At 59.1% G+C, this 12617-nt stretch carries 12 protein-coding genes; 9 read left to right on the top strand and 3 right to left on the bottom strand.

Features of this window, described 5'->3' with window-relative positions; all coding sequences use genetic code 11:
- Positions 1–109: 109 nt before the first annotated feature.
- The 3 genes from HMPREF1323_RS06745 to HMPREF1323_RS06735 form a co-directional block, all read right to left on the bottom strand.
- Positions 110–1645, bottom strand: a complete 1536-nt coding sequence (locus tag HMPREF1323_RS06745; RefSeq protein ID WP_009433375.1) for a Do family serine endopeptidase — start codon at positions 1643–1645, stop codon at positions 110–112.
- 625 nt (positions 1646–2270) lie between these two features.
- Positions 2271–3533 carry a DUF2851 family protein gene (locus tag HMPREF1323_RS06740; protein WP_009433369.1) on the bottom strand — a complete coding sequence of 421 codons (1263 nt, stop codon included), beginning with the start codon at positions 3531–3533 and terminating at the stop codon, positions 2271–2273.
- A gap of 34 nt (positions 3534–3567) precedes the next feature.
- A complete protein-coding gene (locus HMPREF1323_RS06735) occupies positions 3568–4020 on the bottom strand; it encodes a type I restriction enzyme HsdR N-terminal domain-containing protein (protein WP_009433417.1) in 453 nt (150 codons plus the stop codon).
- A gap of 64 nt (positions 4021–4084) precedes the next feature.
- Between HMPREF1323_RS06735 and holA the strand changes: the two genes are divergently transcribed.
- From holA to HMPREF1323_RS06690, 9 genes are all read left to right on the top strand, one after another.
- On the top strand, positions 4085–5089 hold the full coding sequence (gene holA / locus HMPREF1323_RS06730; protein ID WP_009433376.1) for a DNA polymerase III subunit delta: 1005 nt from the start codon (positions 4085–4087) through the stop codon (positions 5087–5089).
- Between the two features lie 2 nt (positions 5090–5091).
- Positions 5092–7362, top strand: coding sequence for a helix-turn-helix domain-containing protein (locus HMPREF1323_RS06725; protein WP_009433419.1), 2271 nt, complete (start codon positions 5092–5094; stop codon positions 7360–7362).
- 90 nt (positions 7363–7452) lie between these two features.
- Positions 7453–8067 carry a DUF4254 domain-containing protein gene (locus tag HMPREF1323_RS06720; RefSeq protein ID WP_009433385.1) on the top strand — a complete coding sequence of 205 codons (615 nt, stop codon included), beginning with the start codon at positions 7453–7455 and terminating at the stop codon, positions 8065–8067.
- 24 nt (positions 8068–8091) lie between these two features.
- A complete protein-coding gene (locus HMPREF1323_RS06715; protein ID WP_009433390.1) occupies positions 8092–9159 on the top strand; it encodes a glycosyltransferase family 9 protein in 1068 nt (355 codons plus the stop codon).
- A gap of 30 nt (positions 9160–9189) precedes the next feature.
- Positions 9190–9708, top strand: coding sequence for a S4 domain-containing protein (locus HMPREF1323_RS06710; protein WP_009433394.1), 519 nt, complete (start codon positions 9190–9192; stop codon positions 9706–9708).
- Between the two features lie 51 nt (positions 9709–9759).
- On the top strand, positions 9760–10308 hold the full coding sequence (locus tag HMPREF1323_RS06705; RefSeq protein WP_009433381.1) for a histidine phosphatase family protein: 549 nt from the start codon (positions 9760–9762) through the stop codon (positions 10306–10308).
- Between the two features lie 158 nt (positions 10309–10466).
- Entirely contained in the window at positions 10467–10952 is a 486-nt protein-coding gene (locus HMPREF1323_RS06700) for a ferritin (protein WP_044124176.1), read from the top strand.
- 484 nt (positions 10953–11436) lie between these two features.
- Positions 11437–12009 carry a hypothetical protein gene (locus HMPREF1323_RS06695; protein WP_009433382.1) on the top strand — a complete coding sequence of 191 codons (573 nt, stop codon included), beginning with the start codon at positions 11437–11439 and terminating at the stop codon, positions 12007–12009.
- Between the two features lie 72 nt (positions 12010–12081).
- Positions 12082–12570: a hypothetical protein gene (locus HMPREF1323_RS06690; RefSeq protein WP_009433413.1), complete on the top strand. Its 489-nt coding sequence runs from the start codon at positions 12082–12084 to the stop codon at positions 12568–12570.
- Positions 12571–12617 lie beyond the last annotated feature (47 nt).

Genomic DNA, 12617 nt, shown 5'->3' with positions numbered 1-12617 from the left:
CAACGACGGAGAGGAAGCCCATACAGAAAGCGTCCCCACGGGGGAGGAGGATAGCTAAGCTACCCAGCCTCGCCCGTGGGGACGCTACATTTATATAGGAGGGACGGACTTACAGATCGACTACGAAGGATACGACTTCGCCCGTCTCGGGATAGAAGCCACGCAGCTGGAGGGCGGAGCGACGAGAGCGGCTCTGGCTACCAGCCTTGTCGAGAGCGGAGACGACCTGATTGAGGTCGCTCTGCGAGCGCAGAGGCACGTTGTTAGCCGTCAAGAGGACGAAGCCTTCGCGGACCCCAGCCTTACGTAGTGCACTATTCGACTGGAGGGACTGGACGACGAGACCATAGGAGAGACCGTAGGCACGGAGCTCATTAGCTCCCAGCTCCTTGAGGGTAGCACCGAGGCGGTTGTTCGCCCCATTGGGAGACTGCTTGAGGAGCTTAGAGCCACCTTCCTGATTGCGCAGCGTGACCTTGTAGGTCTTCTCTGCACCCTTGCGGTTCACCGTGACCTGCACAGCGTCGCCAGGACGGAAGCGGGAGAGCTGCTCCTGGAGCTGAGCGAAGGAGGTGATACGGTGGCCGTCGATGGCGGTGATGACGTCACCCTTCTCGATACCAGCAGCCAGAGCGGCACTGATCTCTGCGAAGTCAGCGACATAGAAGCCTTCGTTGACCTTCAGCCCTTCCTTCTGTACGAGTTCGCTAGTGACATCAGCCCCTGCGACCCCGAGCATACCACGCTGTACGGTGCCGTACTTCTTGATATCGGAGACGACCTTAGCGGCGATGTTGATGGGCACTGCAAAGGAGTAGCCGGCATAGTTCCCCGTCTGAGAGTAGATCATCGTGTTGATCCCGACGAGTTCGCCTGCAGCATTGACCAGGGCACCACCACTGTTACCAGGGTTGACGGCAGCATCGGTCTGGATGAAAGCACCTACACCGAGCTGGTCGCCCGTAGCAGCGGCACGCGACTTAGCGCTGACGATACCTGCCGTGACTGTGCTGGTGAGGTTGAAGGGGTTCCCTACAGCCAGGACCCACTCGCCGAGACGGAGGTTCTCTGAGTTACCGAAGGGGATCGTAGGCAGGTCCTTAGCCTCGACCTTGATCAGTGCGATATCGCTGGAGGGGTCGGAGCCGATGAGCTTAGCCTTGAAGGTACGGTTGTCATTGAGCGTCACAGAGAGCTCGTCACCACCCTCGACGACATGGTTGTTCGTCATGATGTAGCCATCGTTGCTGATGATCACGCCCGAGCCATAGCCTACGACGGGTTCGCTACGACGTGAGTTCCCACGAGGATCGCCACCGAAGAAGAATTCGAAGGGGTCGATCATCTGCTGGGACTGCACCTGCTGGGTCTTCTTCACCTTGATGTGAACGACCGCCTTCACCGAGCTCTCGGCGGCAGGTGTGAGGTCTGGAGCATTACCTATCTGGCGCGAACCTATGGCATAGGCTGCATTCTGGAATCCATATTCATTCGCTGAGGTCACACTCTCGAGGCCCGACTGAGCGGTATAGCTACTTGAGCTACCACCATTACGGGTCATTACGTGGACCGTAGCAGCCGAGGCTGCGATACTTACCGCTACCAAGCCTAAGACAGCGGCTGATTTCTTCAATACCTTGTTCATAGTCGTTAAGTATAATTCTTTATCTGATTAAAAAAACACTCCGGAGCTCCTCATCGCGGGCTCGAGACGTGCCGTGCTTCGTAAGGAACGGCTACGCACTCGACCTCAGATATAGGTGGGTGGCGGGGAAGCCCCTTTACCTTATGAGAGTCAAAGAGGGTGCCAATGTTTAATTCACCCCTACAAAACTTCACATTCTGCCAAAAGCGCAGACTTTTTCTCGGCAATATGACAGCATTTCGCTCTCCCCACATAGCACAGACGTAGCGGATGCCCCACGACGAAGTATCACCATCGGAAGGGTAGGAGTATGAACCTATATTGGTCGCTGGGTGAACCAATGTAGGTTAGGGGCATCAACCAATAGTGGTTCGTATATGAATCACTATTGATTGTTGCTCCGCATATGGATACAAAGTTGTAGACGAGTGGCAGATAACTTTGGGCTACGTACGTGGCTCTAACATCTACGTACGTGGCTATTTAGATTTATGCACCAGGTCTTTAAGACTACGTGCATAGACAGAGGAAAAGCACTACGGGAAGGCGCTTTTTCCCGCGCAAGAACAGCACTTTTCCCTCCGCTAGATAAGAGGAATACGCGCAATAAGGTGAAGGTAGCGCCTTAACGAGGATCATTCAAGCCAGAGGAAGGTGAGACGGAGAACGGACAGCGATGACACCTCTGAGGGGTACAGTAGTCGGCGTGAAGCAGGAGGAGGGCCTGCGACTCCTGAGCGGAGCGTGCCGTGAGTCCAGCTTCGGCGAAGAGGCGGGTCACGTGGTTCGTCTCCGCAGGGAGCTTGTCAAGGCACAGCTCTTCGCCCACCTGCTCCCCTACCCGCTGGTAGTGGGCACGCCAGGCCTCACGATAGGGAACGAGGACGTTGATAGCGATATGTGCGACGGCTTCCTCGGAGAGCATCCCGCTCCCTCGCCACTTCCCTCCGCAGTAGTGCGCAGGGAGGGGGTGGCGCAAGAGGGTCATCAGCGCCTCCATGCTCGGCATCTCGGGAAAGACACTCCCCCAGAGCGGAGCATGCACGATGAGTGTGGCGAGCTGGAGGAGGCGATACTCGGGGAGGCCCGTGGGGCGAGTTCGCGCCCGACGGAAAGTACCTTGCGGAAGAGGCGTCAAGCCATACTTATGGGCGAGGAAGGCATATTCCCGCTGTCGCTCCTCACGGAGCGCTTCGTCGGGGAGGTAGTCGAGGAGGCCTGCTGAGCCGAGGAGGAGTGCCTCGACCTGCGGGAGCTGGTCGCGATGCTTGAGGAGGAGATGCAGGGGCAGGGCAAAGGCCAGGCGCTCCATCGCATCGCCATTGAGCCCAAAGCCCAGCGCACGGAGGAAGAGCGCATAGAGGGTCTGCGCCCAGTCGCCTTCGCTCCGCTCGAGGAGCTGACGCACGGCCGTGACCTTGCGGGAGAGGCGGCTACGTGAGAGACAGGAGAGCCACATATGGCGCTCTTCTTCGGGGACGGATGCGAGGTGGTCAGCGCAGGGGAGCTTAGCCTCTGCGGAGAGGAGGGCAGCAGCCTCGGGGCGAAGCTCTTCGGGCACCATCAAGAGGCAGGTGGGTAGCGCCTCTCCCGAGGGGAAGATGACAGGGCGATTGTCCTGCTCAACGACGTGGAGGATGACGGATCGGTAGGCGGGGTCGGTATCGTGGTGATGCTGGTGCCACTCGCTCGAGGCGTGGTGGATCTCCACCGCCCCCACCCAGAGGAGGTCATCGATCCGCACCTTGGCGGCGAAGAAGTCGGGGCCAGCATGCACATTGAGTACCCCAGGGTCAAGAACCTCAATGCGGGCACCTGCCAGAGCACCCTGCGGGATCAGCTCCGTATAGCGGCGGTGTGCCCATATATAATGTAGGAAGGCTTCCATGGTGTGTCGGTATCAGGCGGTAGGGGAAGCTCCGTCACTCTAAGCTATCATAGGAGGGAAATTCGGGGAGGAAGGTATAGCTCATCGTGTCGTAGTCGATACGGCAGACGAGATGGTCGAGGCCGTTGCTCAGGACGAGGTATGGCACGCGCAGGACATAGTTGTAGCGGACGATCTGCTGCAGCACGGTCTCTGTCAGCGCGACGTGGGGAGCCTTGTACTCGAGGATCATCTGCGGGCGGAGCGCCTTGTCGTAGAGGAGGGTGTCACATCGCTTCGAGGTCTCACCGAGGCGCAGGGCCACTTCATTCTGCATCAAGGGCTGGGGATAGCCTAAGACATCGATAAGATAATGGACGAAGTGCTGGCGCACCCACTCCTCGGGCGTGAGGCGGACGAACTTACGCCGCAGCTCATCATAGACGTAGGGCTTGCCCTCACGCTGCTCCAGACGCAGGCGACACTTCGGCAGGTTTAGCTCGATCATGCTTATCTTTGTAGAGAGTACTTCATTGGGCTCATACCCACGAAAGTACATAAATATAGTATAGATGCCCACGTACGACGAGATCATCCGTTCGCTCAAGCAACGCAAACCCCAGCGAGTCTACCTGCTCGCTGGAGACGAACCCCTCTTCATAGATCAGATAGCCTCCTTTGCGGCCAAGGAACTGATTCCCGCCGAGGAGCAGGACTTCAATCAGAGTATCCTCTATGGTGCCGAGGTCAATGCCCGCACGATACTCCTCGAAGCCCTGCGCTTCCCTATGATGGGCTCGCAGGTCCTCGTCTTGGTGCGCGAAGCCCAGCAGGTGCGCGACCTCGACACCCTCGCCGCCCACCTCGATGAGCTCCCCGAGAGTACATGCCTCATCCTCTGCTACAAGAAGAAGGCCGACAAGCGCAAGGCGCTCTACAAGGCCATCAGCGAGCGAGGTGGCTTCTTCGAGTCCACGAAGATGTACGACTCGAAGATCCCCGACTTCATCATCAAGAGCTTCGCCGCACGCCAGCTCGATATCGACCCACGCACGGCCCATCTGATGGCCGACAGCACGGGGAATGATCTGGAGAAGATCCTCAACGAAGTCGAGAAGATCGCCCTTGCCCTCTCCGAGAAGGGCACCCGCACCGTCACCCCCGAGGTCATCGAATACTACATCGGCGTGAGCAAGGAGTACAACAACTTCGAGCTACTCACGGCGCTCATCCGCCGTGACGCTGCCCGTGCCTACCGCATCGCCCTGTACTTCGCCTCCGACGAGCGCAACCATCCCATCCAGATGACGCTCTCCACGCTCTTCGGCTTCTTCTCGAACCTCATGGCGGTCTACTACATCGACCAGCCCAACGAGCGGAGCATCGCCTCCCTCCTCGGGGTACAGCCCTTCGTCGCCCGCGACTACGACCTGGCACGTCGAGGCTACTCGGCCGCACAGACCTTCGCCATCATCCACCAGATACGCCTCATCGACGCTTACTCGAAGGGGGTAGATGCCAACATCCCTACGAGCCAGCTCTACTCTGAGCTCGTGTCACGTATCTTGGCCGCCTAAGCATGCAGCGCAAAGAGTACCTTCAGGCCTTCATCGCCCATACCAACCGCAACATCTTCCTCACGGGGAAGGCCGGCACAGGGAAGACGACCCTACTACATTATATCAAGGAGCACACCTACAAGAGCTGCGTCATCGCCGCTCCCACAGGTATCGCCGCCCTCAATGCAGGCGGTACGACCCTCCACTCCCTCCTACAGCTCCCTATCGGCGCCTTCATCCCCGACTCCATGGCCCAGCTCCCGTCGACGCCCAATCAGCTGCTGGTCACGCCACGGGACTTCCGCCGACACATCCATCTGCAGGAGCGTAAGATCCGCCTCCTCCGAGCCCTCGAGCTGCTGGTCATCGACGAGGTGAGTATGCTCCGTGCCGACACGCTCGACCTCATCGACCTCCTCCTGCGTAGCGTCCGTAGAAGCCCGCTACCCTTCGGTGGTGTGCAGGTGCTCTTCATCGGTGACCTGATGCAGCTCCCGCCCGTGGTCAAGCCGCAGGAGTGGGACGTACTGCGCCAGTACTACCCCAGCCTCTTCTTCTTCCACGCACACGTCCTGCAGAAGTATCCCCCGCTCTATATCGAGCTCACGCACGTCTACCGCCAGCAGGATGCCGGCTTCATCGACCTACTGAACCACCTGCGCTACAGTGCCCTCACCCCCGAGGACATGCAGTGGCTCCGTGGGCGTATCAACCCCGCCTTCGACCCCATCAAGAGCGAGGGCTACGTGACGCTGACGACGCACAATGCCCGCGCTGACGAGATCAACCGCAAGGCGCTTGAGGCCCTCCCTGGGGCATATCAAGACTATCACGCCAGCATCGCAGGGGACTTCCCCGACCACCTCTACCCCATCGAGCCCATGCTCCGTCTGAAGGTCGGCGCCCGTGTCATGCTCATCAAGAACGACCTCCAGCAGCCCCGCCGCTTCTACAATGGTATGCTCGCTACCGTCGAGGAGATGACCGAGAAGAAGCTCATCGTGCGGCTGGAGAATGGCGAACTCCTCGACGTACCCGCCTACAGCTGGGAGAATGCTCGCTACCGCCTCAACGAGGACACGGGCGATACCGAACCCGACATCCAGGGCGTCTTCAAGCACTTCCCTATCCGCCTGGCATGGGCGATCACGATACATAAGAGTCAGGGGCTGACCTTCGACCGTGCAGCCATCGACCTCGAGGCCGTCTTCGCTTCGGGGCAAGCCTACGTAGCACTCTCCCGTCTGAGAAGCCCCGAAGGCCTTGTCCTCCTCTCTCCCTTAGGCTCCGACACACTCTCCGTACCGCCCGAGATCACGAGCTACGAAGCCACCCGAGCCAGCGACGAGGAGCTACGTCAGTGCCTCACCGCCGACAAGCTCAGCTATTGGCTCCAGCAGGCTGTCCAAGCCTTCAGCTGGAGCGACGTCGCCGACCTCTACCGCCAGCACGCCTACAGCTACCGCATGGAGAGCGAGCGTAGCCAGAAGAGCCGCTTCGGCGACTGGGCGCATGAGCAGGCCTTCAGGGTCGATGAGCTCCGTCAGGTAGCAGACCGCTTCGTCCAGCAGCTCCACGGCCTCTTTGCCGAAGGAGAGCCAGCCCTTCCCACCATCGCCGAGCGCACCCGTAAGGCCTTCGCCTACTTCCTCCCTCGCTGGACGGAGGTCTTCGTGAGCCTGCTCGAGACCCAGCGTGATGCCCGTGGTATGAAGAAGGTGAAGGAGTTCATCGCCGAGCTTGACCTCCTCTACGCTGAGACCGTACGCCTGATGCGCGGCCTCATACGCATCGAGAGCTGTACACAGGCGCTCGCTACGGGCGAGCCGCTCCATCGCGACGATCTCCAGATAGACGAGCGCCTCGGCAAGTGGCTCCAGGCAGCAAAGGCCGAGGTCAAGACGCCCTACATCGTACCCGACAGCGGCACGCCTTCCCCCAAGACCAAGAGCAAAAAGAAGACTACCGAGCGAGAGCCCCGTGTGAGTACGCAGGAGCAGACGTGCCACCTCATCCGTGAGGGGAAGACCGTACTCGAGGTAGCCAGCATCCGTAAGCTCAGCGTCGGCACCATCTACGGGCATATCACGCAGCTTCTCGAGAAGGGCCTCCTCACGGAGCAAGAAGCAGGTATCGACAGCCGTCAGCTCGACGAGCTCGCGCCACTCTTCGCCAAGATGGGTGATGAGGCGGGGCTGAAGGACATCCACGAAGCCCTCAAGGGGCGCCTTGACTACTACGAACTACGCCTCTACCTCACCGCCTTCCGACTGCACCGGACCCGCCGATAGAGGTAAGTCGGAGTCCATTAGGACAATACACCTTTTTCATTACCTTTGATAGGCGCTACACCTGACACTAATAAGGCGCTCAGATAAGATATGAAGCAGTTCAGCCAATTAGCCATCCGCATCTTCCAGGAAGCTATCCAAGCCTACGAGCTACGAGGCAGCGTGGACACACCCTGCACAGGCAACCCCTACCCCGAGCACACGATCGAGCATGACCTCTTCCGCAAGAACTGGATCGACAACGCCCAGTGGTGCCTCGAGGACATCATCCGCGACCCCGAGATCGACCCCGTCGAAGCGCTGAAGATCAAGCGCCGTATCGACCGCAGCAACCAAGAGCGCACCGACCTCGTGGAGCTCATCGACAGCTTCTTCTACACCCACTTCGCAGATGTGAAGCCCCTCCCCGATGCCAAGATCAACACCGAGAGCCCCGCTTGGGCTATCGACCGTCTCTCCATCCTCGCGCTGAAGATCTACAATATGAACAAGGCCGTCCAGCAGGCTGGCTCCGATGAAGCACTCCGTGAGAAGTGCGCCTCCAAGCTCCGCACCCTACGCGAGCAAGAGGTCGACCTCACGACAGCTATCAACGAGCTCCTCGAGGACATCGCCGCTGGTCGTAAGTACATGAAGGTCTACAAGCAGATGAAGATGTACAACGACCCCGAGCTCAACCCCATGCTCAAGGGTCAGACCTTGTAGTCCCACCACTCCTATCCGCTATCTGTGGCCCGCTACCTCATCATCCGCCTCTCCGCTATGGGCGACGTGGCGATGCTCATCCCCCTGCTCTACGCCGTAGCACGTGCCAACGAGCAGCATGAGTTCATCCTGCTCACCCAGCCGTTCTTCACGGAGCTCCTCCTCGATGCCCCCGACAATGTCGAGGGGATGGCTATCGACATACGTCGTGGCGAGGAGCGCAGCTTCCTCGGACTGCTGCGCTATGCTCGGCGCCTCAGGCATGAGCACTTCGATGCGGTACTGGACCTGCACGACGTACTGCGCACCAAGGTACTCCGCTCGATCCTCCGACTGACGGGCGTACCCACGCAGCACCTCATCAAGCCCCGTGAGGGGCGACGCCGCCTCGTCGCCGACAGTGCGACGAAGGATCTCACGCCGCTGCCGCCGATGTGGAGCCTCTATCAGCAGGTCTTCCGCTCGGCGGGGCTGAGTGTCCCCGAGGCCATCCCTCCAGTGGCTATCCACCCCAGCCTCCGTGCGACCTTCGAGCGGCTCCACCCCGAGCTGACTCAGTCTGTGCCAGGACGCCTGCGTCTCGGCATAGCCCCCTTCGCCTCGACACGGGCGAAGACCTACGCCCCCGAGCTGATGCAGGAGGCGCTCCGCCTCATCGAGGAGAGCGAGCGCTTCGAGATCTTCCTCTTCGGAAGCCGTGGCAAGGAGCAAGCTCAGATAGAGCAGTGGGCAGCCGACCGCACGCACATCCACTCCGTCGCTGGGAAGCTTGACCTCTCGGACGAGCTCATCCTCATCGCTTCGATGGACGCTATGGTCTCGATGGACAGCGCGAATATGCACCTGGCATCCATGGTCGGCACGCGTGTCTTCTCCGTCTGGTGCTGCACACATCCCGCAGCTGGATTCCTCGGTATAGGCCAGCGCCTGGAGGATTGTCTACAGCCCGAGGATGCTCCTCGCCGTCCATGTAGTATCTTTGGGGACAATAAGCACTGCCACACGGGACCTGACTTCGCTTGCTCAAGGGCACTTCGCCCCGAGCGCATCCTCGAGGCAGTCCTCACTCTCAGCGAAGGCGCAGCTTCATAGCGCCACCCTTTTCCCGCCCTTTCTCCACGAATGAAACTACGTATCAATAAGCTGATCAGCGACGCTGGCCTGGGCTCTCGACGTGATGTCGAGGAGTATATCCGCCTCGGTCGCGTCAAGATCAATGGGCGTCGCGCCCAGCTCTCCGACCTTGTCTCGGAGACCGATGTCGTCTTCTTCGACGAAGTGGACCTCCCTGTCAAGGAGCTTATCCAAGAGCATGCCGCCGAGGAGAAGCTCCAGACCAAGCTCAAGAAGGATAGCGAGCGCCCTCGTACCCGCGACCGCCGCAGCGAGCGTGCCGAGAGCCAGCGTATCCTCTCCGCTCCGAAGAGCGCTGCTCTGCGCAAGACGAGCAAGAACAACCCCGAGAACAAGCGCGCCCATAAGGCTCGCACCGAAGGCTGGGGCGACGAAGAAGAAGTCTTCGACGAACGCCTCCTCCGCCACCACAATAGTGGCCGCCGCGGCAGTGCACGCAATGCCCGCCCCGCGCGCTCTGAGCAGCGTGGCCGTGGTGGCAAGCGCCGCTCCTTCGACGAAGAGTAGTCCGCACGGCATGCGGGCTTCATCTCTTCACGCTCTTATCCCCACATCTTTATGCACGTATATATTGTACGCCACACGTCTGTCGTCCTCGACGGCAATGAGACGTGCTACGGCGATATGGACATCGACGTACGCCACACCTTCGAGGAGGAGGCCAGCGTCACACGCGCCGCACTCGAGGGTCTTAGCTTCGACGGCGTCTTCTCCTCGCCCCTACAGCGCGCCCGCAAGCTCGCCGAATTCTGCGGCTACGGCTTCGCCACCCTTGATGACCGACTGAAGGAGATGAACTTCGGCCATTGGGAGGGTCAGCCTTGGGCCGAGATCATCAAGGACGAGCCTGTGGATCAGTTCTTCGCCCGCTACATCGAGGGCGTACCTCCTGGCGGTGAGTCGCTGATGATGCAGTATGCTCGTGTACGTGACTTCCTCCTCGAGAAGCGTCGTGAGGGCTATAAGCAGATCCTCGTCTTCTGCCACGGGGGCGTCATCAACTGCGCCCGTGCGATCACCGGTGAGGTGCGCCTCGTCGATGCCTTCGCTACCCTCCCTGGCTTCGGCTCCGTCACACGCCTCGACTTCACCCATCTCGAGGACTAATCGACATCACGAAGGACGCGGAGCGAACAATTATGCCCTGTATCTTGTAGTTATATAAGCAGGGATCCCGTGGGCACGTATACCCGACGGGGCTTCCCCACTGAAGACAAGACGCAAGACCCGCTATTTACGATTATCACTTCTACATAAACAAGACAATGAAATTCTCAGAAAGAATGCAGTCTGCTATCAATGAGCAGATCAACTTCGAGATGTTCTCCGCGAACACCTACCTCTCTATGTCCGCTTACTTCGCTCAGCAGGGCCTCGATGGCTTCGCTCACTGGTACTATATGCAGTACAAGGAGGAGCTGGCTCACGCCGAAGACATGATGCACTACGTCATCACGCGCGGTGGCAAGGTCGAGATCAAGGCTGTCGCTGCAGTAGAGACGGAGTTCAACTCTCCCCTGGAGATCGCAGAAAAGGCTTACCACCACGAATGCCTCGTCTCCGAGAAGATTGAAAACATCGTGCGCATCGCTTCTGAAGAGAAGGATATGCCTTCGCAGGACTTCTTCTGGAAGTACATCCGCGAGCAGGTCGAAGAAGAAGCTAACGCTACGAACCTCATCGAACGCGTCCGCATGGCTAAGGATGCCGCTATCCTCTTCCTCGACAAGGAGCTCGCTGCACGCCAGTAATCCCTTCGTCCCCCAAACGACGAGCCGCCAAGTCACCCGCTCAGGGTACTTGGTGGCTCGTCTGCTTTATACAGCGACCGCTCAGAGGGGTAAAAAGCTCCCCAATATGCCTCTCCGAAGTGCTACGCAAGCCCTTCGCTTTATCGCGCGTATTCCTCTTATCCAGCGGAGGAAAAAGTGTTCTTCTCGTGAAGAAAAAAGCGCCTTCACATAGTGTTTTTTCTCTATCTACGCACGTGGTCTTAAAGACTACGTACGCAAATCCTAAAGACCACGTACGTAGATATTAGAGCCACGTACGTAGTCCAAACTTATCTGCCACTCGTCCGCAACTTTTATCCCTACGCGGAGCAACAACCTAAGTATCGGTCACTCCACAAAGCTATATAGCTTTACCCACGTACCCATATATCTATATATGGGACCCTTGCGGAAGGCCTACCCGTCCCGCTGTACTAAGTCTATTTCGCCTATATTTGCAGCCATGAAAAAGACATTACTCTCTCTTATCCTCCTCGCTTGCCTCGGGGTCAGCCAGCGCGCCACTGCGCAGAATGAAGACCGCGTACACTCCGCCACCGTCGTCGAGCTCGGCCTACATAGCCGCTTAGCCTACCACCAAGCCCTACCACTGGGACTGGTGGCGAGCGCACACGTCGGCTACGAGCTCCACACCAACCCCGTCGGCTTCCTCGACAAGGAGAATAGTGCTCCCCTCGAGTACACCTTCCCGATGCTTCTCCCCACGGCGGGCATTGAGCTTCGCTGGTACACAGGGCGTGAGAAGAGCCAAGAGGAAATCAATAGCGGGCTCTATGTCGTGGCAGGTGGTGACGTGCAGACGCGCACCGCAGGCGTCGTCTTCAACCGCCTCTACCGCGGACCGTGGCGCTATCGCTACGGAGCAAAGGCAGGCCTCGGCCTTGTGTCCGTCCTCGGCGATGTCATCTACGCTAAGATCGAGGTCGGCGGACGCTATAGCAGCCCCTTCCTCGGGAGCCAAGGCAGCGAGTACTTTGCGCCCTACGGAGACATCGGCATCGGCATCAAGCTGTAGGCGGCTGAGGGAGGGCTTGATATGAAAGCGCTACCTTTGATCGTTTCGCTTATATAGAGTAGCACGATCATTATGAAAGCAAATAAGATCCTCCTTGGCTTAGCACTAAGCCTCTCCGCCCTGACAGCTTGCGGTGGTGGACAGAGCGAGCAGTCCGCACAGGATAGCACCACTCAGCCCTCCACCAGCGTCGTCGCCAATCCCGACAGCCTCCCCTATCGCCTCGCGGAGAACTACTTCGCTGCCGAAGACTCGCTCCCCGCGACGCTCACAAGCGAAGAGGAGCTGAATCGCCACCTTGGCATGGCTACGACCATGGCGGACAAGCCCACCGAGGTCGACTGGCAGCGTGAGTTCGTCATCCCCATCGTCCTCCCCGCTACGACGATCTCCACGGAGGTCCTCCCCGTACGCTTGAAGAAGGACGCTGAGGGCAACCTCGTCCTCACCTACAAGGTGCAGCGTGGCGAAGACATGAAGACCGCTGAGATACGCCCCTTCACCGCGATCATCGTATCGCGTGACTTCCTCGCCCCAGTACGTCTCGAGGAAGCTAACTAACCTCTTTATTCCCTACTAAATAGGGTATGCACAGCCCCGCTTCCGAG

Origin of the sequence: Porphyromonas sp. oral taxon 279 str. F0450, assembly GCF_000292995.1 — a bacterium.
GTDB classification, from domain to species: Bacteria; Bacteroidota; Bacteroidia; order Bacteroidales; family Porphyromonadaceae; genus Porphyromonas; species Porphyromonas pasteri.
Note: the sequence above shows the minus strand (reverse complement) of the source record. Positions and strands in the feature narration are given on the sequence as shown.